Origin of the sequence: Oceanobacillus sojae (assembly GCF_900162665.1) — a bacterium.
Taxonomy (GTDB): Bacteria; Bacillota; Bacilli; order Bacillales; family Amphibacillaceae; genus Oceanobacillus; species Oceanobacillus sojae_A.
Genome location: NZ_LT727809.1, coordinates 201,412 through 227,025 on the forward strand (window position 1 = coordinate 201,412; position 25,614 = coordinate 227,025).

24 protein-coding genes are annotated in these 25,614 nt (G+C 37.5%); 17 read left to right on the forward strand and 7 right to left on the reverse strand.

The window, feature by feature from the left end; translation table 11 throughout:
- Window positions 1-28: 28 nt before the first annotated feature.
- From pdhA to lpdA, 4 genes are read left to right on the forward strand one after another with little or no spacing between them, the layout of a single operon-like run.
- On the forward strand, window positions 29-1,111 hold the full coding sequence (pdhA, locus tag BN1068_RS01280; protein ID WP_077601034.1) for a pyruvate dehydrogenase (acetyl-transferring) E1 component subunit alpha: 1,083 nt from the start codon (window positions 29-31) through the stop codon (window positions 1,109-1,111).
- Window positions 1,112-1,114: 3 nt separating this feature from the next.
- Complete coding sequence (locus BN1068_RS01285; protein ID WP_077601035.1) at window positions 1,115-2,092, forward strand: alpha-ketoacid dehydrogenase subunit beta; 978 nt, start codon at window positions 1,115-1,117, stop codon at window positions 2,090-2,092.
- A gap of 19 nt (window positions 2,093-2,111) precedes the next feature.
- Complete coding sequence (locus BN1068_RS01290) at window positions 2,112-3,395, forward strand: dihydrolipoamide acetyltransferase family protein (protein ID WP_077601036.1); 1,284 nt, start codon at window positions 2,112-2,114, stop codon at window positions 3,393-3,395.
- Window positions 3,396-3,398: 3 nt separating this feature from the next.
- Entirely contained in the window at window positions 3,399-4,805 is a 1,407-nt protein-coding gene (gene lpdA / locus BN1068_RS01295) for a dihydrolipoyl dehydrogenase (protein WP_077601037.1), read from the forward strand.
- 45 nt (window positions 4,806-4,850) lie between these two features.
- Here the strand turns inward: lpdA and BN1068_RS01300 are convergent, their stop codons facing one another.
- On the reverse strand, window positions 4,851-5,231 hold the full coding sequence (locus BN1068_RS01300; protein WP_077601038.1) for a hypothetical protein: 381 nt from the start codon (window positions 5,229-5,231) through the stop codon (window positions 4,851-4,853).
- A 346-nt stretch (window positions 5,232-5,577) separates the two neighbouring features.
- Complete coding sequence (locus tag BN1068_RS01305; RefSeq protein WP_439822969.1) at window positions 5,578-7,206, reverse strand: BCCT family transporter; 1,629 nt, start codon at window positions 7,204-7,206, stop codon at window positions 5,578-5,580.
- Between the two features lie 777 nt (window positions 7,207-7,983).
- Between BN1068_RS01305 and BN1068_RS01310 the strand changes: the two genes are divergently transcribed.
- From BN1068_RS01310 to BN1068_RS01320, 3 genes are read left to right on the forward strand one after another with little or no spacing between them, the layout of a single operon-like run.
- A complete protein-coding gene (locus tag BN1068_RS01310; RefSeq protein ID WP_077601039.1) occupies window positions 7,984-8,865 on the forward strand; it encodes a polysaccharide deacetylase family protein in 882 nt (293 codons plus the stop codon).
- 20 nt (window positions 8,866-8,885) lie between these two features.
- The gene (locus BN1068_RS01315) at window positions 8,886-9,848 is read left to right on the forward strand and encodes an NAD(P)H-dependent flavin oxidoreductase (protein ID WP_077601040.1); all 963 of its coding nucleotides are present in this window, start codon (window positions 8,886-8,888) and stop codon (window positions 9,846-9,848) included.
- A gap of 2 nt (window positions 9,849-9,850) precedes the next feature.
- A complete protein-coding gene (locus BN1068_RS01320; RefSeq protein ID WP_077601041.1) occupies window positions 9,851-10,120 on the forward strand; it encodes a UPF0223 family protein in 270 nt (89 codons plus the stop codon).
- Window positions 10,121-10,160: 40 nt separating this feature from the next.
- Here the strand turns inward: BN1068_RS01320 and BN1068_RS01325 are convergent, their stop codons facing one another.
- Window positions 10,161-10,784, reverse strand: a complete 624-nt coding sequence (locus BN1068_RS01325) for a YktB family protein (protein WP_077601042.1) — start codon at window positions 10,782-10,784, stop codon at window positions 10,161-10,163.
- A 499-nt stretch (window positions 10,785-11,283) separates the two neighbouring features.
- Between BN1068_RS01325 and BN1068_RS01330 the strand changes: the two genes are divergently transcribed.
- Together BN1068_RS01330 and BN1068_RS01335 are read left to right on the forward strand one after the other, a co-directional pair.
- Entirely contained in the window at window positions 11,284-11,472 is a 189-nt protein-coding gene (locus BN1068_RS01330; protein ID WP_077601043.1) for a hypothetical protein, read from the forward strand.
- Window positions 11,473-11,634: 162 nt separating this feature from the next.
- Window positions 11,635-12,441, forward strand: coding sequence for an inositol monophosphatase family protein (locus BN1068_RS01335; RefSeq protein WP_077601044.1), 807 nt, complete (start codon window positions 11,635-11,637; stop codon window positions 12,439-12,441).
- On the opposite strand, the gene BN1068_RS23500 is transcribed toward BN1068_RS01335, so the two are convergent.
- On the reverse strand, window positions 12,442-12,615 hold the full coding sequence (locus BN1068_RS23500) for a DUF5325 family protein (protein WP_175637037.1): 174 nt from the start codon (window positions 12,613-12,615) through the stop codon (window positions 12,442-12,444). It lies immediately after the preceding gene.
- 155 nt (window positions 12,616-12,770) lie between these two features.
- Between BN1068_RS23500 and BN1068_RS01340 the strand changes: the two genes are divergently transcribed.
- Window positions 12,771-13,079: a YlaH-like family protein gene (locus tag BN1068_RS01340; RefSeq protein WP_077601045.1), complete on the forward strand. Its 309-nt coding sequence runs from the start codon at window positions 12,771-12,773 to the stop codon at window positions 13,077-13,079.
- 111 nt (window positions 13,080-13,190) lie between these two features.
- On the opposite strand, the gene BN1068_RS01345 is transcribed toward BN1068_RS01340, so the two are convergent.
- Window positions 13,191-13,394, reverse strand: a complete 204-nt coding sequence (locus BN1068_RS01345) for a YlaI family protein (RefSeq protein WP_077601046.1) — start codon at window positions 13,392-13,394, stop codon at window positions 13,191-13,193.
- A gap of 153 nt (window positions 13,395-13,547) precedes the next feature.
- Between BN1068_RS01345 and BN1068_RS01350 the strand changes: the two genes are divergently transcribed.
- Window positions 13,548-13,820 (forward strand): hypothetical protein, encoded by a 273-nt coding sequence (locus BN1068_RS01350; RefSeq protein WP_077601047.1) that lies wholly within the window; start codon window positions 13,548-13,550, stop codon window positions 13,818-13,820.
- Window positions 13,821-13,970: 150 nt separating this feature from the next.
- On the opposite strand, the gene BN1068_RS01355 is transcribed toward BN1068_RS01350, so the two are convergent.
- Entirely contained in the window at window positions 13,971-14,417 is a 447-nt protein-coding gene (locus BN1068_RS01355) for a hypothetical protein (RefSeq protein WP_077601048.1), read from the reverse strand.
- Between the two features lie 247 nt (window positions 14,418-14,664).
- On the opposite strand from BN1068_RS01355, the gene BN1068_RS01360 reads away from it, so the two are divergent.
- From BN1068_RS01360 to pyc, 3 genes are all read left to right on the forward strand, one after another.
- Window positions 14,665-14,946: an Fpa/YlaN family protein gene (locus tag BN1068_RS01360; protein WP_077601049.1), complete on the forward strand. Its 282-nt coding sequence runs from the start codon at window positions 14,665-14,667 to the stop codon at window positions 14,944-14,946.
- A gap of 363 nt (window positions 14,947-15,309) precedes the next feature.
- On the forward strand, window positions 15,310-16,494 hold the full coding sequence (ftsW, locus tag BN1068_RS01365; RefSeq protein WP_077601050.1) for a putative lipid II flippase FtsW: 1,185 nt from the start codon (window positions 15,310-15,312) through the stop codon (window positions 16,492-16,494).
- Window positions 16,491-19,931, forward strand: coding sequence for a pyruvate carboxylase (pyc, locus tag BN1068_RS01370; protein ID WP_077601051.1), 3,441 nt, complete (start codon window positions 16,491-16,493; stop codon window positions 19,929-19,931). Before ftsW ends, pyc begins: the two co-directional genes overlap by 4 nt.
- A gap of 272 nt (window positions 19,932-20,203) precedes the next feature.
- Here pyc and BN1068_RS01375 read toward each other — a convergent pair whose 3' ends face one another.
- Entirely contained in the window at window positions 20,204-21,121 is a 918-nt protein-coding gene (locus tag BN1068_RS01375; RefSeq protein WP_077601052.1) for a COX15/CtaA family protein, read from the reverse strand.
- A 501-nt stretch (window positions 21,122-21,622) separates the two neighbouring features.
- Here BN1068_RS01375 and cyoE point away from each other — a divergent pair.
- The 3 genes from cyoE (at window position 21,623) to ctaD (ending at window position 25,613) form a co-directional block, all read left to right on the forward strand.
- Entirely contained in the window at window positions 21,623-22,573 is a 951-nt protein-coding gene (gene cyoE, locus BN1068_RS01380) for a heme o synthase (RefSeq protein ID WP_077601053.1), read from the forward strand.
- 67 nt (window positions 22,574-22,640) lie between these two features.
- Window positions 22,641-23,723, forward strand: a complete 1,083-nt coding sequence (coxB, locus tag BN1068_RS01385; RefSeq protein ID WP_077601054.1) for a cytochrome c oxidase subunit II — start codon at window positions 22,641-22,643, stop codon at window positions 23,721-23,723.
- Between the two features lie 42 nt (window positions 23,724-23,765).
- The gene (gene ctaD, locus BN1068_RS01390; RefSeq protein ID WP_439822970.1) at window positions 23,766-25,613 is read left to right on the forward strand and encodes a cytochrome c oxidase subunit I; all 1,848 of its coding nucleotides are present in this window, start codon (window positions 23,766-23,768) and stop codon (window positions 25,611-25,613) included.
- Window position 25,614 lies beyond the last annotated feature (1 nt).

The window sequence follows — 25,614 nt, forward strand, 5'->3', positions numbered from 1 at the left end:
GATATAAGAAAGGAAGAGGTGAATCATTTTGAAACAGGTACTTGAAAATATTGAAAACCAATTCGAAATGTTCCAAGTTCTAGATGAAGATGGAAAAGTTGTAAACAAAGATGATCTCCCTGATTTATCAGATGATGAATTGAAGGAGTTAATGAGACGTATGGTGTATACCCGTATACTTGACCAGCGTTCCATTGCACTTAATCGCCAAGGACGTTTAGGCTTCTACGCACCAACAGCAGGCCAGGAGGCTTCTCAGTTAGGCAGTCAGTTTGCGTTAGAGCAGGATGACTTTATTTTACCAGGGTATCGTGATGTTCCACAGTTAATTTGGCAAGGACTTCCGTTATATCAGGCTTTCTTATTCTCTAAAGGACATTTTCATGGGAACCAGTTCCCGGATGAAGTAAGGGCGTTAAGTCCGCAGATTATTATTGGCGCGCAGTATGTTCAAACAGCTGGTGTTGCTCTTGGTCTGAAAAAACGCGGCAAGAAAAATGTAGCAATCACTTATACCGGTGACGGTGGTACTTCTCAAGGTGATTTTTATGAAGGAATAAATAATGCCGGCGCATTTAAAGCTCCTGCAATTTTTGTTGTGCAAAATAATCGTTTTGCTATCTCTGTTCCTGTAGAAAAACAAACAAACGCAAAAACATTAGCTCAAAAAGCTGTTGCTGCAGGAATTGAAGGAATTCAAGTAGATGGTATGGATGTTTTAGCAGTTTATGCTGCAACAAAATTTGCCCGTGAACGTGCGGTCGCAGGTGAAGGTCCTACACTAATTGAAACATTAACTTATCGTTTTGGACCGCATACAATGTCTGGTGATGATCCTACCCGTTACCGTACAGAAGACATGGATAAAGAGTGGGAGAAAAAAGATCCGCTTGTCCGTTTCCGTAAATACCTGGAAGGTAAAAAACTTTGGACTGAAGAAGATGAAAACAAAGTAATTGATGAGGCAAAAGAAGATATTAAAAAAGCAATTAAACAAGCTGAACAACAACCAAAACAAAAAGTGACAGATTTAATTAATAATATGTACGAAGAGCTTCCAACTCACTTACAGGAGCAAAAAGAAATCTACGAAGCAAAGGAGTCGAAATAAATCATGGCACAAATGACAATGATTCAAGCAATCACTGATGCAATGCGCGTAGAATTGAAAAATGACGAAAACGTGCTTGTATTTGGTGAAGATGTTGGACAAAATGGTGGAGTTTTCCGTGCTACGGAAGGTCTTCAAGATGAATTCGGCGAAGATCGTGTATTTGATACACCGCTTGCTGAATCAGGAATTGGCGGTTTAGCCATCGGTTTAGCAATGGAAGGATTCCGCCCGGTTCCGGAAATCCAGTTTTTCGGCTTCGTTTTTGAGGTAATGGATTCTATCAGTGGCCAAATGGCCCGTTTGCGTTACCGTTCCGGCGGTCATTATAATGCACCGATTACTGTTCGTGCTCCATTTGGCGGCGGAGTTCACACGCCTGAATTACACGCGGATTCCTTAGAAGGACTTATCGCTCAACAACCAGGTGTAAAAGTAGTTATTCCTTCTACACCATATGAAGCAAAAGGATTACTAATCTCTGCAATTCGTGATAATGATCCGGTTGTATTCTTAGAGCATATGAAATTATACCGTTCTTTCCGCGGCGAAGTTCCAGAAGATGCTTACACAGTTGAAATTGGAAAAGCTGATGTAAAACGTGAAGGATCTGACGTAACATTACTTGCATATGGGGCAATGGTTCATTCTTCATTAAAAGCGGCTGAAGAATTAGAAAAAGATGGTATTTCTGCTGAAGTAATTGACTTACGTACCGTTTCTCCAGTTGATTATGAAACTATCTTAGAATCTGTTAAGAAAACAAATCGTGTTGTATTTGTTCAAGAAGCACAACGCCAGGCTGGTATTGCTGGACAAGTTATTTCAGAAGTCCAGGAAAGAGCAATTTTACATTTAGAAGCTCCTATTCTTCGTGTTACTGCACCAGACACAGTTTATGCATTCTCTGATGCAGAAGAAGTTTGGTTACCTGATCATAAAGACATTGTTGAAAGAGTAAACGAAGTAATTAATTTCTAAATTTTAGGAGGACAAATTCATGGCATTTAATTTTAAATTACCTGATATTGGTGAAGGAATTCACGAAGGCGAACTTGTTAAATGGTTTGTTAAAGAAGGCGACGAAGTAAAAGAAGATGACGTGCTTTGTGAAATTCAAAATGACAAATCTGTCGTTGAAATTCCATCCCAAGTTGATGGAAAAGTTACTAAAATCCACGTAGCAGAAGGTGAAGTTGCAATTGTAGGCGATACGTTGATTTCATTTGATGCTGAAGGATATGACGATGAAGAAGAGGAAGAAACAAAATCTGAAGATACTTCTTCTGAATCTAAAGAAGAGAAAACAGATGACAGTGCTGCAGAAAAATCAGAGGATGCAGATCAATCTTCTGACGATAAGCGCGTCATTGCAATGCCTTCAGTCCGTAAATTTGCACGTGAAAATGATGTGAATATTAAAGATGTACAAGGCTCTGGTAAAAATGGACGTATTACAAAAGAAGATGTGGAAAGCTTCTTAAGTGGAGATCAGCCAAAAGCTTCTTCTGATTCTTCAGAAGCTGGAGAAGCGAAAGAAACTGCAACATCTGAAGATACAGCAGCTGCTCCACAAGGTCAGTATCCGGAAACTCGTGAGAAAATGACTGCAATGCGTAAAGCAATTGCAAAATCCATGGTTAACTCTAAATCGAAAGCTCCACACGTAACATTAATGGACGAGGTGGATGTAACAGAATTAGTAGCACACCGTAAGAAATTCAAAGCTGTTGCTGCTGAACAGGAAATTAAGCTGACTTATTTACCTTATGTAGTTAAAGCATTGGTTTCTGCAACGAAGAAATTCCCGATTTTCAACTCATACATTGATGAGGAAACAGAAGAAATTGTACAAAAACATTACTACAATATCGGTATTGCTGCAGATACAGAACGTGGACTTTTAGTTCCGGTTGTGAAGGATGCAGATAAAAAATCTATCTTCCAAATTTCCAGTGAAATTAATGAATTGGCAGTGAAAGCTAGAGATGGTAAACTAAAACCAGACGAAATGAAAGGTGCTTCCAATACGATTTCCAATATTGGTTCAGCCGGTGGTCAATGGTTTACTCCAGTATTAAACTACCCTGAAGCAGCTATTCTTGGAATTGGCCGTATTGCAGAAAAACCTGTCGTTCGTGATGGTGAAATCGTAGTGGCTCCAGTTCTTGCTGTATCCCTAAGCTTTGATCATCGTATTGTTGATGGTGCAACTGCTCAAAATGCATTGAACCAAATCAAACGTTTATTGAATGACCCACAATTAATTATGATGGAGGCGTAAGTCATGGTAGTAGGAGATTTCCCGATAGAAGTAGATACACTTGTCGTTGGTGCTGGTCCAGGAGGCTATGTTGCAGCAATTCGTGCAGCACAGCTGGGACAAAAGGTTACAATTGTTGACAAAGGTGAATTGGGCGGTGTTTGTTTAAACGTTGGATGTATTCCTTCTAAAGCACTTATCGAAGCAGGACACAAATATCAAAACGCTAAAGGGTCTGAAGACTTAGGTATTACAACAGAAAAAGTAAATCTTGACTTTTCTAAAGTACAAGAATGGAAGGGATCTGTTGTAAACAAGCTTACTTCTGGTGTTAAAGGTTTATTGAAAGGGAATAAAGTAGACATTGTTAAAGGAGAAGCTTATTTCGTTGATGAGCATACTGTAAAAGTTGCTGATGATAAAAACTCTCAGACTTATAAATTTAACAATTGTATTATTGCTACTGGTTCTTCACCAATTGAAATTCCTTCTTTCAAATTCTCTGAAAGAGTATTGGATTCTACAGGTGCATTGAACCTTACTGAAGTTCCTGAGAAATTAGTTGTTATCGGTTCTGGTTATGTTGGAACAGAGCTTGGTACAGCTTATGCAAACTTTGGCACAGAGGTGACATTCTTAGAAGGCGCGAAAGATATTCTTGGCGGATTTGAAAAGCAAATGACCCAGGTCGTTAAAAAAGCTTTGGATAAAAAAGGCGCTAAAATTGTTACGGAAGCAATGGCTAAAGGTGCAGAAGAAACAAAAGACGGTGTAAAGGTTACTTATGAAGCAAAAGGTAAAGAGGAAGTAGTTGAAGCAGACTACGTGCTTGTTACAGTAGGCCGCCGTCCAAACACTGATGAATTAGGATTAGAACAAGTCGGCATTGAAAAAGATGACAGAGGTCTGGTTAAAGTTGATAACCAGGGAAGAACTTCTGTAAGCAACATCTTTGCAATCGGTGATATTGTTCCTGGTCCGGCTCTTGCTCACAAAGCATCTTATGAAGCTAAGATTGCAGCAGAAGCAATCAGCGGTGAAAAAGTAGCAATTGACTACAATGCCATTCCGGCAGTAGCATTTACTGAGCCTGAATTAGCAACAGTAGGTCTATCTGAACAAGCTGCGAAAGATGCAGGCTATGATGTAAAAGCAGCGAAATTCCCATTTGCTGCAAATGGACGTGCCTTATCATTAAATACGTCAGAAGGCTTCGTGAAATTAGTTACCCGCAAAGAAGATGGTCTTATCATCGGCGGACAGATTGCCGGTCCAAATGCGAGTGATATGATTTCTGAAATCGGACTGGCTATTGAAGCTGGTATGACAGCAGAAGATATTGCATTAACCATCCATGCTCATCCAACATTAGGTGAGATTACAATGGAAGCTGCAGAAGTAGGATTAGGTACACCAATCCATACAATGTAATTTTAAAAAAAGACATGCCGCGGATTTTTCCGGGGCATGTCTTTTTTAATATATAATTTGATTGCTTGAATCTACAATTGACTCTAAGGTATCCATGATTTGTCCACGTGACATTGCATTTTCAACTGAAAAAACAACTGATTCGTCTTTGAGTAAGTAAAAACTATTTGTACTTAAAGTATAATCTGATGGTAGGTCTTGATTATCCATTGTACGTTTTTCAGGATTGGAAAGCTCTTCAGGATACTTTGCCTTTAAATCAATAAATGTATTCATATAGCTATCATTATCGTCATCTGGAGGAACATATATAACCTGATAATCCGTAAATTGAAATTCGATAACTTGTATGTCCTCTTCCGATTGGCAACTATTTAATATAGGGATGATCGCAAATAATAGTAGAATGATACCAAATTTCTTCATTCTATGCCACCTCTTCCAGAAAATAAAACAAGTATCTGCTTCTTTTATTTTCATACGATATATAGCTTAACAAATATATTTTATGAATTTGCAGATGTTATAAAATAGTAAAGAAAATGATATTAGAGTAACATTCAATTGTAGTAAAGTGTAATACTTTAAAAGAAAAGTAAAGAAAAGGGGATTTTGTAAACAGTACGTATTTGTTGTCGAAAGGATTATAAATAATAAAAGCTCTCCTTAAATGTAATAGATAATAAATACATAAGGAGAGCTTTTTAAATTAATTTTTTATATGAACTGAAATGAGAATAGTATCTCTTTTTCAAAACAAAATGCTTTTAAATTAAAATTCGTTTTTGTTTTCTTCGTCCACGTCAGGTAGTGTTTTTTCAAATCCTTCTTTCATTTTCCGGATTTCTTTTTTCTGCTTTTCCCGGAATTCGGGATCATATCTGCGCTGTCTTGCTTCCAACGTCAAAATTTTATGCTCACTTTTCAGTGCTTTTAATAAAGAGTAGCACATGAAAATCATTAAAACAGCGAATGGAAATGCTGTAATCAGCATGGCCATTTGCAGGGCGTTTAAACCGCCAGACCATAGTAGAACAGTAGCAATAGCAGCTAAAATGATACCCCAGACAACTTTTATTCCCATGTTGGGATTTAATTTGCCGCCTGTGGTAAGCATACTAAGGACAAAAGTTCCAGAATCAGCAGAAGTAATGAAGAAACATGAGATTAAGAGTACTGCAATACCGATAACGATGGAAGCCATTGGCATGGACTCAAGAAAAGCAAATAGAGCTACTTCATTGCCCAGTTCATTCATTAATTGATGAATCATGCCGCCTTGAGAGGCGTCCATTTCTAATCCTGCAACTCCAAAAATAGAGAACCAGATGGCGCTGAATACGACAGGTACAGCAGTTACACCAATAACAAATTCGCGAATGGTTCTTCCTCTGGAAACTCTGGCAATAAAGGTTCCGACAAATGGTGACCAGCCAATCCACCATGCCCAATAAAATAGTGTCCAGGCATTCAGGAATTCTCTGTCTCCTTCAAAAGCATTGGTTCCTAAGGTCATACTGGGAAGATTCTGTATATAATTCCCTAATGTTGTCGTAAAGGCTTCAATCATTTGTGTAGAAGAACCAAGGATGAAAACAAACACCATTAATCCAATAGCCAGAATTACGTTAGTCCAGCTCAGATAACGAATACCTTTATTGATTCCGGTTGTTGCAGAAAGCATAAATAAAGCTGTGATAATTAAAATAACAATGAAATTCGTTGTAAAATTATTTGGAATACCTTCAAATGTAAAATTCAACCCGGCTGTAATTTGTGTCGCACCAAGACCGAGAGAAGTTGCAATACCAAACACAGTAGCAAAAACAGCTAATGTATCAATCGCAATTCCCAGTCCACCTTTTGTACGGTCCCCAATCAACGGTGCAAAAGCAGAGCTGATCAATGCAGGAGAACGATGGCGGAATTTAAAATAAGCCAGCGCCAATGCAAGTACTGCGTAAACAGACCATGGATGGAATCCCCAATGGAATAAAGTGTACTGCATGGATTGTTCTGCTGCTGCTAATGTTTCCGGTTCAGCAGAAGGAGGGGAATAATAATGTGTCACGGGTTCTGTTACACCATAAAACACGAGGCCGACTCCCATACCGGCAGTAAATAAAAATGCAAACCAGGTAAAATAACTATATTCAGGCTTATCATCAGGTTTACCTAATTTAATTTTTCCATAAGGTCCAAAGATGAGAAAGAGTGCAACCAGTATAAAACCTGTTGTAACCAGCATATAAAACCAGCCAAATGTGTTTGAAATAAAACCATCAATGATTCCTAAGATATATTCTACATTTGCAGGGAAAAATGCTCCCCAAAGAAGGAATACAAGTATCAATGATATAGACACCCAAAAAACAGGCGTAATTGTCTTAAATTTAATAATATGACCTCCTTATAATTTTTAAGTAAGTAATGTCAGCTAAGCAGAATAAATATTTTCTTCATTACAAGAAAAAACTCCATTATTCATCCTGTCTGATCACTGTTGGTTTGAAAAGTTCAGCTAGTTTATATTCCTTATTTTTTCCCCGAGAAGAAAATATTATCCGGAAACTGAAAATGGGGGGTGAAAATTTCACAAGAGAACATAACATAAATCTAATTTGCATCGCTTTTTCTGCAGTGCAGTATGGATATAGATTTTGTAATGATGCTTAGCCAATAAGCAATGAGGCTGATTGAGATAATCAGCTGCTTGAAGAAAGACCTTTTCTGTGTATAAATTTATGGATGGTTTTGTACTGATTTACTGCTCTTTCTTTAACATAAACACTTATAACAGACTATCAACACTTCAACCCTGTTGTCAACCATTTGGTTTAATACTTGTATAAATAAACGAAAGATATATGTATTTATTTTAGTATATTTGTAAATTTAATTGACCTCGTCTTGGAATATGTTCAAAAGTTCTTAAATGACAAGCTGCAGCATTATTCCCATAACTAATCTGCTATTAGAAAAAGCGAACACACTAAATTCTATTAGAATAACCCAGTAAAGCCCGCCTCTTTACTGGTTCAAGGATGTACTGACGTCGACATTCCTTTGGCTCCATGGTTTTTCTTATCATATAAAAAAGGCATCGGTTGCTCATTGTAAGAAACTGGCTTATAATAAAATCAGAATTTTATAATGGATTATGGAGGTTTTTGATAAAATGTTACGAAAAAGCAGTTTTGTTGTCGTATTCATTCTAATGGTGGGTATGATCGTAGCCTGCAGTTCTAATGATAATGGTGAAAGCAGCGCAGAGCAGCCGGAGGATGAACCAGCGGATAACCAAGAGAGCGGGGAAAGTGAAAGCCCTGATGAAGAGGCTGCAAATGAAGAAGCAGATGAAGAGGGCAATGAAGAGAAGGAGGCAGAGGATCAGGAGCCAGTATACTATATAGATGAAGAAACAGCTTCTATTCGTCCTATTAACGAGGATGATGACGAGAACGTAATCCTTCTTACTATTGATGATGCACCTGATAAATATGCTTTAGAAATGGCTGAAACATTGCAAGAAAAAGATGCAAAAGCTATATTCTTTGTAAATGGACACTTTATTGAAGATGAAGAAGGTCAAGAAAAGCTGAAAGCTATTCATGAAATGGGATTTCCAATCGGTAACCATACATATTCCCACCCTGTTATTCCAGATATTCCTGAGGATGAACAGACAGAGGAAATTGTTAATCTGAACGATAAAATTGAAGAAATTATTGGAGAGCGTCCAAAATTTTTTAGAGCACCACATGGGGCAAATTCAGACCATTCACGTGAAGTCGTAAAAGAAGAAGGAATGGTTTTAATGAATTGGACGTATGGCTTTGATTATTTTGAGCCTTATCAAGATGCGGATAAATTAAAAGAAGCATTGATTTCAGGAGAAGCACCGGAAATAGGCGAGGAGCAATCATTGCTTCATTCTGGCGCAAATATTCTTATGCATGATCGTGAATGGACAAATGAAGCATTGGGTGATGTGATTGATGGCCTTAGAGAACAGGGATATAAGATAGCTGATCCCAATTTAATTGAGACAATAGAATAAAATAATGCGGGGGGAAAACCGTGTACCAAACAAGGATTACCAAGCTGTTAAATATTAAATATCCAATTATTCAAGGTGGATTGGCCTATTTGGCTTATGCTGATCTTGCTGCTGCAGTCAGTAATGCCGGGGGACTTGGACAAATTACTGCGATGAGTTTACCGGATCCAGAAAGTCTGCAAAAAGAAATTCATAAGGTAAAGCAGCTGACTGACAGGCCGTTTGGTGTCAATTTTGCAATTGGCCAGCATGGCAGAGCATTTGAACATATGGTGCAGGTTGCTATCGATGAACAAGTTCCAGCTGTTTCTATTACCGGCGGAAACCCGGCAGGCGTTTTAGATATGCTAAAAAGTTCCCCTATAAAAACGCTTGTCCTGGTAGCGTCCTCCAGACAGGCTCAGAAAGCACAGGAATTAGGTGCAGACGCAGTGATGGTCGTCGGACAAGAAGGCGGCGGGCACCTGGGCAGAAGTGATACAGGTACCATTGTTCTGACACCGCATGTCGTTGATGCGCTTGAAATCCCGGTTATTGCTTCTGGCGGTATTGTTGATGGAAGAGGCTTCATGGCCGCGCTTGCTCTTGGTGCAGAAGGAATTGAAATGGGAACAAGGTTTATTGCAACAAAGGAAATACAGTCGCATATAAATTATAAACAAGCGATTTTGTCTGCAGATGAAGGAGATACCGTTGTGATAAAACGTTCGTTAGGAACTCCGGCCAGAGCATTACGGAGCCCTTTCACAGAAAATATTCTATCGCTGGAAGAAAAGTACGGGAATAATTATGAGAAGTTAAAGGATTATATTAGTGGAGAGGTAAATCAAAAATATATTCATTCAGGTAACGAATCATCAGGTTTTGGATGGGCTGGTCAAGGGGCCAGTCGTATTTATCAAATTTTAAGCGTGAAAGACTTAATAAGCTCCATAATAGATGAAGCGGATCAGATTCGAGGAAAATGGAGTAAAGAGGTGTAAACATGAATTACGCATATCCGATGGATGAGACATGGTCAACGCAGGAGATTATTGATGCAGTAAACTTTTTCTCTCTAATTGAACAGGCATACGAGAAAAAAGTCAGGCGTACTGACCTCCTTCATCTATATCGCCGCTTTAAGGAAATTGTTCCTTCGAAAAGCAGAGAAAAGCAATTATTTGAGGAATTTAAACGGTCTTCCGGATATTCCAGCTACCATGTTGTGAAAAAAGCAAGAGAGTCGGAAGAAGCTTTCATTTCCATGGCATAAAAACAGCCCCTAAACAAATTTAACGTTTAGGGGCTGTTTTTTACGCGTCTCTGCTGTCTATTGCTAATTGATAAAGCGGAAGCAGCTGTTCATATGTTTCTGTTATAGCAGCGAACAGCTCCTTATCGTTTTGTAAAATAGGATCATCATAAGAAAGATGTTTACCAATTAAGAACTCGGCTTTTTTTACATCCCGGAAACGTTCTAAATCCTTTTGAGATAATTCTTCTAAAGAAATAGAATCTTTTTTCGTATGATCCAGTGAGACAACAAATGATTCTGGAAGGCTTTTTATTTCATTAAAACTGTTTAAATAGTTCTGTGCAATTTTTTGCTTGTTTGGTAATTCATAGATAAGTGCGAGCCAAATAAATAAATGGTCATCAAATAACCCAACCTGAAAATGAGGATGCTTTTTATAGCCTCTCTTGTTATCTGCAATGGCTAACCAGGTATCCTTCGGCGGATTGACGGTTCTCCGTGCGTGCTTTGCAATATGTAAATAAAGCTCTTGACCGGTCTTTTCTGATAAAAATGATACGAGATCTTCACCTATTACCTGAAATTTTGGCTGTATTCTATTCTGGATGGCTTCCATACGCTCATCTAAGCCATCGATTAAAAATGTTTGGAAATCTTCTTTTATAAAATGATGTAACTCCACAAATGACACCCTTTCTTTAAAATTGTGTACTTTTTTTGATATATATAAATTGAACTAAATAATTTCTCACTGGCCTGATATGTGCTCTTGATCCATTTACGCAGTATGATGAGATAAGCCGGAAATAAATTCATTTATTTCCGGCTTATCTCATCATACTGCTACCTTTCAGCGGAGCTGAAAGGCGTGTGAATTGGAAAATTCACACGAATGGATCAAATCTAGTATTGTTATAAAACAATACGTGCAAGGATTAGCTTGTAACACGTTTTTGTTACATTTATTAGTTCAACTTCTATAAATTATTATTCTTCATCTATAGAAAGAAGTCAAGCAAGACCCCCAAAGCAGGTTTCAATTCTTTAAATAGAGGGAATAGAAAGATAACAATAAATTGTTTTTGTTATTTTAGGTGAACAATTTATTTTGTAAAACATAATATATAGCACATACATGAAACGAAAGTAATCAATATGTTTTCAGTTTAAGGAGTGATAGGATGAAATATGTTATGGAAGCTCTCCGGCGAAAAGAAGCAGAAGAACGTCTCCCTGTCATAAAATTAGAGATTGATTATGAATTGGCAACATTGTACGAGGCTATGCAGGATGAGGATACTGTACAAATAATTAAATCCAAAGAGAGATTAAAGCAGCTTAGTGAACAATGGATGGCTCTCATGGATTAATAGGATAGCATCTTACCCTAATATATTGCAGCTTTCCTGATAAGGAAGAGGCGTATTAGGGTTATTTATTGATATAAACTCAGGATAAAAAGTTTAAGGTTGGTTTAATGGACAGGAGTTTGATAAAATAAGCTTACTTGAAGTTTTTGGAGGCGATGTATAATGAATCAGCAACAAAGACAGGAAATTTATGAAACAGCAAAGAATTGGATATATGAAGCAGGCAGCTTCATTCGTGAGCATATGGATGAGCCGCTGGATATTGAAACAAAATCGAATCCGAATGATTTAGTAACGGTTCTTGATAAGCAGACAGAGAAATTTTTCGTAGATCATATTCATCAATATTATCCGGAACATCATATTATTGGTGAGGAAGGATATGGAGACGCATTAACAGAAGTTGATGGAACAATATGGATTATCGATCCGATAGACGGAACAATGAATTTCGTTCATCAGAAGCGGACCTTTGCCATATCGATCGGAATTTTACATAATGGCGTGGGGGAAATAGGCTTTATATATGACGTTATGGGAGATATTTTATACCATGTTAAACGAGGAGAAGGCGCTTTTAAAAATAATACAAAATTAGCTCCGCTGGACAAGGAGAAAAAGCTGGAAGAAGCTATTGTCGGCATGAACCATTTCTGGTTATGCGAGAACAAACTGGTAGATTACCCGGTGATGCAAAAATTTGTGCGCAAGGTGCGAGGAACACGTTCGCATGGATCTGCGTCGTTGGAATTGGCGTATGTTGCTGAAGGGATTCAAGATGCTTATCTTGCTTTAAGCCTTTCACCGTGGGATGTAGCAGCAGGAATCATATTGAATGAAGAAGTTGGCGGTATTGCAGGAGATATTGACGGAAATCCTTGGAATCCTTTGGAAAGGTCATCCTCTTTAGTGGCTAATCCGGCAATTCATCGTCCTATTATAGATTTTATAAAGGAAGGAAGGAAATAATTATCCCTTCCTTTTTTTCTTGTTGGACATTGCAAATCCGAATGTAGAAAATGCCAGTATAATACATAAAATGATAGCCCAAACACTTCGGAAAGCAATAGCCAGTCCAACTAAAATAAATAACAGAACAACTAAAATTGCTAACAACAGCATTGGAATGTCTAATTTCTTCATTTTTCAACCGCCTTTATTATCTGTCCACAGAATAGTATAAAGGATAGCGCCGAGAACTTCAAAAAACAGACATATAATTTTTTATTTTTCTCTAGTCATATGGAAGCACTTTTAGTATGATTAAGGGAGCGTAAAGATAAGGTGGCGTTTGAATAATGGTATTAGAGTATATCCTTGAAATGAATGGAACAGAGCATATTTTCTGGATTTTTTACGTAATTAATTTAATTCTCTCAGCAGTAGCTTATCAGTTGGGCTTTGCTAAGAAGCTTCCGGTTTTAAAAAATATGATTGTATACGTATTATTGATGATTGGTACATTCGTCGTAACAATTTTCTCAACAGTAATGAGAATGCCTACAGTAGAATGCTTAATTATTATAATATTTGTATTGGGAATCTATCGTTTTCGATTACATCGTGAAAGAAAGAATCGGCAAGACGTGCAGGAAAGTAACTCATAAAAGCACGCAGATTATAGCTCGAATTTCTGGCACATTGAACACGTACTAATAAAAGCAGAGAATCCATTTTGGAATCTCTGCTTTTTTAGCTGATAAAAAGCTTACGACGGGTTATAAGTAGTCATCTACTTTCTTTGTTTCCTGGTAGAATCGAAACTTACCTGTAGCGAGTCTTTTTTTTGTATTCTCTTCAATGCGTTTATAGCATGGAGTGCATAAATGAATATTTTTTCTGCGGTTACGTAATCTTTTTGCATGTGGCGAATCATTTTCTATTTCTTCTACTTTATCACATATGGTGCATTTAACCTGCATTTTTTCACCCCAATTCGACAAAAATAGTAAAACGATATCTTTTATTAGTATAGCATAATTTTAAAACCAATTTAAATAATCAAAGTTTGAAAAGGTGAAAAGTGGGAATCATATAACTAAAGTGAATGCCTCAATTCTTGAAAGGGTGATTATATGAAAAAAAGATATGTTGTATCAGCGTTAGGAGCAGTTGGAGCAGGAGTAGCCGGAGTTTTATTGTCAGATAGAAAAAAACGAAAAAAAATAAAATCAGCTGCGGGTACACTGAGAGTTTTTGAAAATGCCGGAAAACCTGATGAGTCTTCTGATGAAGAATTAGACCAGCTGGAAAATGCAAAGATGGTTTCAGAAGGATCCCAATTTGGAGTACAATATTATAACGAGAAAAAGGATAAAATGCATCAGCTGTCAGAAGAAGATGAATAATACAAATAGCCCGCCTGCTAAATCGCTTGAACTATCAGCATTAAGCAGGCGGGCTTTATTGCCGCAGAAAGAATGTATAAAATACAGGTAAGCAAAACATTTCTCTGTGGCAGAAATTTTAACATGTTACATATTAAGAAGAGCTATAATTTAATTTATACGAATCTCCTTAATATCTTTAATTGGATTATCCTGGTTGGAGCCATCTTTATAATAAAAATGTACAGGACCATCTTCACGCAACGGCTTACCTTTTCTTGAAAAAAGTAAGTAGCCGTTTTTGGCATCTTCTAAAGAGACTTTTTCATTATTTCCATTGCTTTTAATGAATTCCGCTTCTTTAGCATCAGCATTAGGTTCAGCATTATTTAAAAAGTCATGTAATGGAATCACATAACTGTTTTTTAAATATTCTTCTCCTTCCATTTTGGATATGCTTCTGTTAACAGGCGGTTTCTGAAAAATTGACTCACTGCCTTTAATTTCTTCTCTTTCCATAAAAGCTTTTTCTAATTCAATTTTTCTATCATCAAAAATCCATACAGTAGGATCCAGCGTGATAGGGTATCCGACATTTCCTTTAATCATTACAATCATGTTATTTTATCCTCCTAAATTAATTACAGTATGTACAATGAAGCTTAAACCGCGCTTCATCAAAAAATAATGCATGTTCTTTCACTTTATAACAATAGCAAAGATTGGAGTTACTTTCATCTATTTTAGATTGGATAAAAGAAGTAAACAGAGTAATTTTAGTAATGAACTTAAATTAGATTTGCATTTTTGCGCTTGTAGCGATAATATTATATCAAGAATGATAAATGCGGAGGGGATTATATTGATGCCTGATGTAACGATTAATCACCGTGAAAAAGCCCACGCTCTTTTAAAAGCTGATGCTGAAAAGATACTTCGTTTAATCGAGGTTCAGATAGAAAATTTAACAATGCCACAATGTCCTGTATATGAGGACGTACTGGATACACAGATGTTTGGCTTATCTAGAGAAATTGATTTTGCCGTTCGCCTAGAATTAATTACAGAAGAAGAGGGACGAAATCTATTAGGAAATCTGGAGAAAAAGCTTAATATATTACATGAGGCATCACAAAGTACATTGTGATTATAACTGCCTGTAATTGTGACAGTACTAAAATAAAACTTTGCCAATTGAAAGAACGGCAAGGTTTTTTTATACTATCACAGCAAGCATTGTAGAATGTAATACCCATCTAAGCGTATTCAAGAAATAGGAGTATGAAAAGTAAATAAAGATTACTGTAACGAAAGTGAACCAAAAAGAGATTTAAAGCTTATAAACTATAGTTTTGAAACTCTTTTTAAATCTTTTAGAGCTCGCTATTGTTTATAATATGTTAAAAAATGTATACTGACAAAAGAGGGATAAATAATAACAGCTCTATAGATATTATGCTATACTGTTAAAAATCTCTTAATCTTACATAGTGGCTAGGAGAAAAATATAATGTTAAAAAATTGGAAACACTTCGATTTCACATTGATGATCACCCCAATTCTATTAGCTGGTTTTGGAGTAGTAATGGTATATAGCGCAAGTATGGTAGTAGCTGTTGTGGATGGTTTTAACAGCAATTATTATCTTATAAGGCAATCGATATTCTTTATCGTTGCACTTATCGGGTTTGCCGTCATATCTTTCTTGCCATACCAGATTTATCAACGACTGATGAAGATAATCATTATATCCTGTATTGTTTTGCTGGTAGCCGTTCTTTTCTTTGGAGATACAGTGAATAATGCAAGGTCATGGTTTCGTTTTGGTCCATTCAGCCTGCAGCCTGCAGAGGTTGCCAAGCTTGGTTTAATTATTTATTTGTCTGCTATTTATTCTAAAAAGCAGGCATACTTAGACCAATTTAGTAAAGGTGTATTGCCACCGCTTATTATCACAGCTGTTGTTCTTGGATTGATTGTGGGACAGCCGGATATCGGAACTGCCTCCATTATTTTTTTAATGGGTTGTTCCGTGATTTTTGCTTCCGGTATTAAATGGAGGCATCTATTTCTTCTGGTGTTTACCGGACTTATTCTATTGGCGTTTGCAATTCCAAATATGGTAACAGAGGAAAGGTTATCCCGTTTTACAGGAGCCTATCAGCCGTTCAATTCACCAGATTTAAACGGTTATCAATTAATTCAATCATATGTAGCCATTGGCAATGGTGGTTTAACAGGAGAGGGCTTAGGTCAAAGTATTCAAAAACTGGGCTTTCTGGTGGAAGGTCATACGGATTTTATTATGGCCATTATTGCAGAGGAACTTGGCTTTGTAGGTGTTGCTATTGTTTTAGGTCTATTAGCAGCTATTGTTTTAAGAGGGCTTTATATTTCAAGACAGTGCCAAGACAGCTTTGGCTCCTTGCTTGCACTTGGAATTGCATCGATGGTAGGAATTCAAACCTTTATTAATTTAGGTGCCATTAGCGGGGTTCTGCCAATTACTGGTGTTCCCTTACCTTTTATCAGTTATGGAGGATCTTCATTATTATTTATGATGATAGCCATGGGGATTCTTAATAATATCGCTATGCAGGTTAATAAGAAAGAAATTGAAAAGGAAGAGCTGGCACCCAAATCCGGCTTATTTCAAAGAAAATCTATTAATTCATACAGAGGTGGTAAAGCATGACAGACTTAAAGCAGATTAATAAAGTGTTAGTTGCAAACAGAGGAGAAATAGCTATACGTGTATTTCGCGCCTGTACGGAGTTAAATGTCCGTACAGTAGCTGTTTACTCCAGTGAAGATTCTTCTTCCTTTCACCGGTTTAAAGCAGATGAAGCATATTTAATCGGTGAAGGAAAGAAGCCAATTGATGCTTACTTGGATATTGAAGGAATCATAGCTTTAGCAAAAGAAGTAAATGTGGATGCAATCCATCCAGGTTATGGATTTCTTTCTGAAAACATTGAATTTGCAAAACGTTGCGAAGAAGAGGACATTATTTTTATTGGTCCGAACAGCCGGCATTTAAATATGTTCGGTGATAAAGTAAAAGCGAGAGAACAAGCCCTGGCTGCCAAATTGCCAATTATTCCGGGAAGTGATGGGCCGGTTGAATCTTTAGAAGAGGTAAAAGCTTTTGGAGACAAGCATGGATACCCAATTATTATTAAGGCATCACTAGGCGGTGGCGGAAGAGGAATGCGTGTTGTTCAGGATGTAAATGAAGTGGAGAATGCATATGACCGCGCAAAATCAGAAGCAAAAGCAGCCTTTGGTAATGATGAAATTTATGTTGAAAAATTAATTGAGAATCCAAAGCATATTGAAGTACAGATTATTGGGGATAAACAAGGGAACATTGTTCACCTGTATGAAAGAGACTGTTCGGTACAGCGCCGTCATCAGAAATTAATTGAGGTTGCTCCAAGCCTGTCTCTAAATAATGATCTAAGAGAAGCAATTTGTCAGGCAGCTGTCGATTTGATGAAAAATGTAGACTATATTAATGCGGGTACAGTCGAGTTTCTTGTAACTGACAATGATTTTTACTTCATCGAAGTGAATCCACGTGTTCAAGTAGAGCATACAATCACGGAGATGATTACTGGTGTTGATATTGTTCAAACGCAAATAAAAATTGCGGATGGTTTTGGATTGCATGATAAGGAAGTCGGCATACCAGAGCAAAGTAAAATTACAACGCAGGGCTATGCCATTCAATCCCGCGTAACCTCTGAGGATCCACTGAATGATTTTATGCCGGATACAGGAAAAATTAATGCATACCGCAGCGGCGGCGGGTTTGGTGTCCGTCTCGATGCCGGGAATGCCTATCAGGGAGCAATTATTTCACCTCACTATGATTCATTATTGGTTAAAGTGTCTACCTGGGCTCTTGACTTTGAGCAGGCAACCATTAAAATGGTGCGAAACCTAAAAGAATTCCGTATCAGAGGAATTAAGACAAATATCCCTTTCCTTGAAAACGTTATGCTTCACGAGCAATTTTTATCAGGGGAATATGATACGACTTTTGTTGATAAAACACCAGAACTATTTATTTTCCCGGTGCGTCGTGACCGTGGAACCAAAATGCTGACGTATATTGCAAATACGACTTTAAATGGTGTAGATGGTGCCGAAAAACAAGAAAAACCGGATTTTGATAAATTATTTATTCCAAATACTGAAAATACAGAAATACAGCCGGGAACGAAGCAAATTTTAGATGAACGCGGTCCGGAAGGGCTTGCAAAATGGCTGAAGGAACAGAAACAGGTATTATTAACAGATACGACATTCCGAGATGCGCATCAATCATTATTAGCTACACGGGTACGTACAAATGACTTATTGCATATTGCAGAGCCGACAGCAAAATTGCTTCCAAACCTGTTTTCTGTAGAGATGTGGGGTGGGGCAACATATGATGTAGCATACCGTTTCTTAAAAGAAGATCCATGGGAAAGATTGCTGCAGCTGAGAAAACGTATGCCGAATGTGTTATTCCAAATGCTGCTGCGCGCCAGCAATGCTGTTGGGTATAAGAACTATCCTGATAATGTTATTGAATTATTCGTGAAGAAGAGTGCCGAAGCCGGTATAGATGTATTCCGGATTTTTGACAGCTTAAACTGGGTAGAAGGCATGCAGGTAGCAATTGATAATGTGCGTAAAACAGATAAAATTGCAGAAGCCGCTATTTGCTATACCGGTGATATTTTAGATACCGGCAGAACGAAATATGATATCGATTATTATAAAAATATGGCAAAAGAATTAGAAACTGCCGGTGCTCATATTCTCGGGATTAAAGACATGGCAGGATTACTTAAGCCGGAAGCAGCATATCAGCTGATCAGCACATTAAAAGAAACAGTGGATATTCCAATTCATTTGCATACACATGATACAAGCGGAAACGGTGTCTATGCGTATTCAAGAGCAATTGAAGCAGGCGTAGATGCAGTGGATGTTTCTGTTGGCTCCATGTCCGGGATGACTTCGCAGCCAAGCGCACAGTCACTATACTACGCATTAGATGGAACAGAACATCAGCCGGAGCTGAATATTGAGAAATATGAAGAAATCGGACAGTACTGGGAAGGCGTCAGGGAATACTATAAAGATTTTGAAAGTGGTATGAAGTCACCGCATACAGAAATCTATCACCATGAGATGCCAGGCGGGCAATACAGTAATCTGCAGCAGCAGGCAAAAGCTGTCGGACTTGGTGATCGCTGGAACGAAGTAAAAGATATGTTTCGTAAAGTGAATGATATGTTTGGAGATATTGTAAAAGTTACTCCATCTTCTAAAGTTGTGGGAGATTTGGCGCTGTTTATGGTGCAAAACGATCTAGATGAGGAAAAAATTTATGAAAAAGGTGCATCGATTGACTTCCCTGATTCTGTTATCGAATTTGCCCAAGGTTACATTGGACAGCCATATCAAGGCTTCCCGGAAGAACTGCAAAAACTGATTCTGAAAGATAAAGAGCCTATTACAGTCAGACCTGGCGAGCTGTTAGAGGATGTAGATTTTAATGAGATGCGTGATACGCTGTATAATGAATTGAATCGCCCGGTTAACAGCCATGATTTAATTTCTAATGCACTTTATCCGAAAGTATTCAAAGATTATCAAGATTTCTTAAACACGTATGGTGATATGTCTGTTTTAGACACACCGACTTTCTTCTATGGCATGAAACTGGGTGAAGTGATTGAAGTAGAAATTGAAAAAGGTAAAACATTGATTGTTAAATTAGTTACTATTTCTGAACCGAAAGAAGACGGTACACGTGTTGTTTATTTTGAATTAAATGGACAATCCAGAGAGATTACAGTTCGGGATAATAATATAGAATCTGCTATTGCAGCAAATCCGAAAGCAGATAAATCAAACCCAAATCATTTAGGGGCAACCATGCCTGGAACAGTTCTTGAGGTGCATTGTGCAAAAGGAGATACTGTTAAAAAAGGCCAGCATCTAATGACAAATGAGGCAATGAAAATGGAAACTTCTGTACAGGCGCCGCTTGATGGTGTAATTAAAGAAATTCATGTACAGAAGGGAGACTCTATTGCAGTAAATGATTTATTAATCGAATTTGAGTAAGCAAAATAACCTCTCCTGGTAAGTTGACCAGGGGAGGTTATTTTGTTATAGGAGGGTTATATGCAGGAGAGAACACAGCAGTTTTGAAATGAATCTTGCACAAAAAAATAGGTGTATGCGAACGGTTTAAAAAAGGTATATTACAGATAAAGCAATGGAATAACTCAGGTTCTAAATAATTAAGTGGATAATTGTGTCACTATACCAAAAGGAAAGGAAACTCTATTTAGCAGAGTTTCCTTTCCTTTTATAATGAAGGCATATGTTAAATGCTATTCTCGTTTTTTTCTGCTGCTTCGGAATGACAGATGTATAAAGTAACTTAACATTCCAAAATAACATGTGATAAACAGGGCATGCATTAATGCGATAAACAGATTAAGCTGTGTAAAGACAACAAGTGCACCAAATGTAACCTGAAGCGCAATCAATACTGGTGTAATAATCCAGCCCCAGCGCATAACATTATTATCACCATATCTCTTTATCATGCGAACGGCTAAAAAGATCGTCCACAAAAATAAAATCCCGGCTGCAATACGGTGACCCATTTGTACCCATTGATTAAATGTATAGCTTCCAATAGAAAAGGGCACGGAATTGAAGCAAAAAGGCCAGTCTGAACACACCAGATTTGATTCTGTATGTCGTACCAGTGCACCGCTATAAACCACACACATGGTATAAATAGAAATTGCATAGATTTCAATCCGGTGGGGTTTTTTAATATGGATATCTTCTGTATGTAACTTTTTATCAATTTCAAAGAATAATAACATAAGTAAAAAAACAGAAGAAAAACAAATTAAAGATATCCCGAAGTGTGTAGCTAATACAAAGTCAGATTGTCCCCACACAACTGCGGCTGCACCAACAAGCGCCTGTACAATAATAAAGAATAAAGCAGATAAACTCAGGAAAATAACTTCTTTATGATTTCTGTATGCTTTCCAGGATAGTATTGCAAGTAAAAGTACTAATATACCAACTGCGCCGCTGACCATTCGGTGACTTAACTCAATTATCATTTCAAAATGCAGGTTGGCAGGGAGAAATTCCCCTTCACAAAGCGGCCAGCTGTCTCCGCATCCATCTGCTGAACCTGTTTTTGTAACAAGTGCTCCTCCGAGAAGAAGAGGCAGCATTCCTATGGTCGTTATCACAGATAGTATTTTTAGTTTTTTCAACATATCTATGTAACCTCACTTCTATGTAAAAATATCCAATATCTCCAGTTTACCAAAAATACTGCGGGAAACGCTTTCCAATTTTGAACAAAATCTAACAAACTTTGAATTTATCCATATTATGAAGCCAGTTTCCGGCTTGCAAAAAAGGATAATGAATGGACCCTTGTTAATACTATCATGTTTTCTGAAAGTTTTCATCAGCAAATAAAAAAAGCTTGCATAATTCACTTATGTTTGCTAGAAATATAGTATGGATGAGTACGCAGAAAAGCAGTGAACGTTTTATAAAAGATAGAAAATATACATAATTTATTGTCCTTATCTACTCTCCGGTCTTCTTATTCAGCTGGATGTTCAAATTGTTGTAATATATTATATAAAAGTTCATTAGATTGTCAAAGAAATCCATGCTATAATTAGATGGGAAACGGAGTACATAGAATGAAGTGCGTGTATTCTGTTTATTATTATGTCTTCCTACTGGTGCGAAGGGGGGAAATTATGGATAAAGTAGATATGACTTATTCGGAATTAATTGGTAACACGACTATTTCAAACAAACAAAAAGTAACTGTTTTTCTGTCAGAAGTGAAGGCGCTTATAAAAATCGGAATTGTGAATTCAAATTTAATTACAGCAATAACTGGTTTTTTAGTGGCTATCGCTTTAACAAACTCCTCCTTTAGTAATCATTGGGGATCCTTTCTTCTGATGATAATCGGAAGTGCTTTCGTGATTGCTGGCGGATGCATTATTAATAACTGGTATGACGTAGATATTGATCCCAAAATGTCCAGAACGAAGAAAAGACCTACCGTAACCGGATTCTTTTCACTGCGGACAGTACTTACAACAGGAATTATTGTAAGTATTCTTGGCTTTGTGATATTAATGTTCACTACCTGGTATGCAGCACTATTTGCTTTTATCGGCTGGATTGGCTACGTTGTTTTATATACCATGTGGTCAAAGAGAAGATATACTTTAAACACAGCTGTTGGAAGCTTATCCGGTGCAATGCCTCCCTTGATTGGATGGGCAGCAGTTGATCCTTCTTTTCATGTGGTTCCATTTGTTATGTTTCTTATTATGTTTATCTGGCAAACACCACATTTTCTTGCATTAGCAATGAAAAAGAAAGAAGAATATAAGGCAGCCGGGGTTCCAATGTTGCCGGTAGTTAGAGGCATGGGAATAACCAAAAGACAGATTGCTGTATATATTGCCTGTCTTTTACCATTGCCGTTTTTCTTAATGCCTGCATTGGGATTGACATTCACAATTGTGGCAACAATATTAAATATTGCCTGGCTGGTGATAGGTTTTATGGGGTTATTTACGAAAACGGAAAAAGATATGAAATGGGCTAATTTAGTATTTATATTTTCTTTGAATTATTTAACCATTTTATTTCCGTTAATGATTATTGTCACACTGCCGATATTTAATTAATGATTTGTTATTCCTTAAAATTTAAATATAAAAAGGAAAGAACAAGGAGAAAGAGAGGTATTCTTACATGAGAGGTTGGATGGGAAAAACCAAAGTATTTTTCGTATTCCTGTTACTTGCATCATTTCTTGCCGGTTGTGGAATCGAAAATCTGACTGCACTTGAACCTAAAGGGTATGGGGCAGAAAAATCCATGGATCTTATTATACTGACCACGTTAATTATGACAGGTGTGTTTATTGTGGTTATGGTGATCTATGTGATTACACTTGTCCGCTTTCGCAGGAAAAAAGGACAGGAAGATTATGTTCCAAAGCAAGTGGAAGGAAATCATAAGCTGGAGGTAATATGGACAGTTATACCGATTATTTTGGTATTAGTGATTGCTGTACCTACTGTTCTGGCAACATTTGATTTGTCAGATGATTCGAAGGCAGATGAACTCATCAATGTTAACGTAAAAGGAAATCAATACTGGTGGCATTTTGAGTATGCCGGAGAAGAAATCCAAACAAGTCAAGACCTGTATATTCCTACTGGTGAGCGAGTTTATTTACATATGCTCTCCTCTGATGTTATTCATTCATTCTGGGTCCCTTCAATATCAGGAAAAATGGATGTTAATGCAGAGAACGTAAACACTATGTATATTGAAGCTTATGATGAGGGTGTATACTGGGGCAAGTGTGCTGAGTTATGCGGACCTTCACACTCATTGATGGACTTTAAAGTCATCGCTGTTTCACCAGATGAGTATGATGAGTGGGTTAATGACATGCAAAATGTTGATACGGATGCAGAGCCTGAAAACGCTGTAGCTCAAGAAGGGCAGGAGCTGTTTGAAGCGAATAACTGTATGAACTGTCATGCGACAGATTCGGCTGCTTCCGGTATTGAAGCTGGCCCACAGAACAATGGACCTTTTGGACCGAACCTGACCAACTTTGGAGATCGTTCCCGGGTTGCGGGTATTTTAGAACATAACAAAGAAAACCTGGTTGATTGGATTATGGATCCTGAATCTATTAAGCCGGGAAACAAAATGACAGGGCAGTATCCGGAGCTTAGTCAGGATGAAGCTGAAAGTATTGCAGAATATTTATTGCAGCTGAAGCCTTCAGAAATTACACCTGAGAGCGCAGGAGATTAAAACATGAGAGACAGTTACAAAAGGGAGGTTTAAAATTTGGGTATGACTAGTGCTCAAAAAAGGGGTTTCGGGGCTACCTTATGGGATTGGTTGACTACTGTTGATCATAAAAAGATAGGTATCCTTTATCTTGCAGGGGGAGGATTCTTTTTCCTTCTGGGTGGTCTTGAAGCTGTAATTATTCGTATTCAATTAATGTCACCAGAGAATAATTTTATTAGTGCAGGGCTTTATAACGAAATGATTACCATGCATGGCACAACCATGATTTTTCTTGCAGCTATGCCAATATTATTAGGATTGATGAACTTTATTATGCCGCTGCAAATCGGAGCACGTGATGTTGCGTTTCCGTTTCTAAACTCTTTAGGATTCTGGTTATTCTTATTTGGAGGAGTTTTATTAAACCTTAGCTGGTTTACTGGTGCACCTGATGCCGGCTGGACGAACTACGCTCCTTTATCAATACAATCACCAGGTCACGGTATTGACTTTTATATTATGGGACTGCAATTATCAGGGGCAGGAACATTAATGGGTGGAATTAACTTTATTGTTACAATTGTACTTATGCGTGCACCGGGTATGACTTATATGAGAATGCCCCTGTTTACATGGACCACATTTGTAGCAAGTATCTTAATACTATTTGCTTTCCCGGCATTGACGGTTGGATTATTCTTAATGATGTTTGATCGCATGTTTGGTTCTGCATTTTTTGACGCTGCATTAGGCGGAAATGCTGTAATTTGGCAGCATCTATTCTGGATATTTGGACATCCGGAAGTATATATTTTAATTTTACCGGTATTTGGAGTATTTAGTGAGGTTTTCCCGACATTTGCTAAGAAGCGCTTGTTCGGATACACAGCAATGGTATTTGCGACTTTCTTAATTGCATTTTTAGGATTTATGGTGTGGGCTCACCACATGTTTACTGTTGGTCTAGGACCAGTTGCGAACTCTATTTTCGCTGTTGCAACAATGGCAATTGCTGTACCTACTGGTATTAAAATATTTAACTGGCTGTTCACCCTTTGGGGAGGCAGTATCAAGATTAATACAGCAATGTTATGGTCATTAGCTTTTATTCCGTCATTTACCATTGGGGGAATGACTGGTGTTATGCTTGCATCAGCTGTTGCTGACTACCAATATCATGACTCTTACTTTGTTATTGGACACTTTCACTATGTTATTGTTGGTGGAACAGTTTTTGGTATATTAGCTGGACTGCATTATTGGTGGCCAAAAATGTTTGGAAAGTATTTGCATGAAGGACTGGGACAGATATCTTTTTGGACATTCTTTGTTGGATTCCATTTAACATTCTTTATTCAGCATTTCTTAGGTTTAATGGGTATGCCACGTCGTTACTGGGTATTCCTGGAAAACCAAGGTCTGGATACCGGGAACTTAATTAGTTCCATTGGTGCTTTCTTTATGTCATTTGGTGTTATTGTATTTTTGATTAATATTATTTACACCACTATCAAAGGTAAAAAAGCTCCTCGCGATGCTTGGGGAAGCGGACGTACGCTGGAATGGACAATTTCATCACCGCCTGTCCATTATAACTTTAAACAGTTGCCGTTAGTTCGCGGGTTAGATCCATTATGGATTGAAAAAACAGAAGGAAATGAAAAAATGACACCTGCAGAACCGGTAGATGAAATTCATATGCCAAATGGGTCAATTCTTCCTTTAATTATGACGATCGGGTTTACTATTGCTTCCTATGGATTTATTTATCAGACAGGCAATAAATACTGGTTAATCGCTGTGTATTCTGGAATTGCGATTGCATTAATCTGTATGCTGACCCGTTCATTAAAAGATGACCACGGACATCATATATCTAAAGAAGAACTAGAAAGGGTGGGTGATTAAT

Excerpts from the sequence above, each read along its gene's own strand:
- BN1068_RS01375 (WP_077601052.1), bottom strand. The coding sequence starts at position 21,121 with ATGTTGAAAAAACTAAAAATACTATCTGTGATAACGACCATAGGAATG.
- BN1068_RS01355 (WP_077601048.1), bottom strand. The coding sequence starts at position 14,417 with ATGATTGTAATGATTAAAGGAAATGTCGGATACCCTATCACGCTGGAT.
- BN1068_RS01285 (WP_077601035.1), top strand. The coding sequence starts at position 1,115 with ATGGCACAAATGACAATGATTCAAGCAATCACTGATGCAATGCGCGTA.
- BN1068_RS01345 (WP_077601046.1), bottom strand. The coding sequence starts at position 13,394 with ATGCAGGTTAAATGCACCATATGTGATAAAGTAGAAGAAATAGAAAAT.
- BN1068_RS01330 (WP_077601043.1), top strand. The coding sequence starts at position 11,284 with ATGAAATATGTTATGGAAGCTCTCCGGCGAAAAGAAGCAGAAGAACGT.
- pyc (WP_077601051.1), top strand. The coding sequence starts at position 16,491 with ATGACAGACTTAAAGCAGATTAATAAAGTGTTAGTTGCAAACAGAGGA.
- BN1068_RS01290 (WP_077601036.1), top strand. The coding sequence starts at position 2,112 with ATGGCATTTAATTTTAAATTACCTGATATTGGTGAAGGAATTCACGAA.
- BN1068_RS01340 (WP_077601045.1), top strand. The coding sequence starts at position 12,771 with ATGGTATTAGAGTATATCCTTGAAATGAATGGAACAGAGCATATTTTC.
- ctaD (WP_439822970.1), top strand. The coding sequence starts at position 23,766 with ATGACTAGTGCTCAAAAAAGGGGTTTCGGGGCTACCTTATGGGATTGG.
- BN1068_RS01320 (WP_077601041.1), top strand. The coding sequence starts at position 9,851 with ATGAATTACGCATATCCGATGGATGAGACATGGTCAACGCAGGAGATT.
- BN1068_RS01360 (WP_077601049.1), top strand. The coding sequence starts at position 14,665 with ATGCCTGATGTAACGATTAATCACCGTGAAAAAGCCCACGCTCTTTTA.
- BN1068_RS01335 (WP_077601044.1), top strand. The coding sequence starts at position 11,635 with ATGAATCAGCAACAAAGACAGGAAATTTATGAAACAGCAAAGAATTGG.
- ftsW (WP_077601050.1), top strand. The coding sequence starts at position 15,310 with ATGTTAAAAAATTGGAAACACTTCGATTTCACATTGATGATCACCCCA.
- BN1068_RS01300 (WP_077601038.1), bottom strand. The coding sequence starts at position 5,231 with ATGAAGAAATTTGGTATCATTCTACTATTATTTGCGATCATCCCTATA.
- BN1068_RS01310 (WP_077601039.1), top strand. The coding sequence starts at position 7,984 with ATGTTACGAAAAAGCAGTTTTGTTGTCGTATTCATTCTAATGGTGGGT.
- BN1068_RS01350 (WP_077601047.1), top strand. The coding sequence starts at position 13,548 with ATGAAAAAAAGATATGTTGTATCAGCGTTAGGAGCAGTTGGAGCAGGA.
- coxB (WP_077601054.1), top strand. The coding sequence starts at position 22,641 with ATGAGAGGTTGGATGGGAAAAACCAAAGTATTTTTCGTATTCCTGTTA.
- lpdA (WP_077601037.1), top strand. The coding sequence starts at position 3,399 with ATGGTAGTAGGAGATTTCCCGATAGAAGTAGATACACTTGTCGTTGGT.
- BN1068_RS23500 (WP_175637037.1), bottom strand. The coding sequence starts at position 12,615 with ATGAAGAAATTAGACATTCCAATGCTGTTGTTAGCAATTTTAGTTGTT.
- cyoE (WP_077601053.1), top strand. The coding sequence starts at position 21,623 with ATGGATAAAGTAGATATGACTTATTCGGAATTAATTGGTAACACGACT.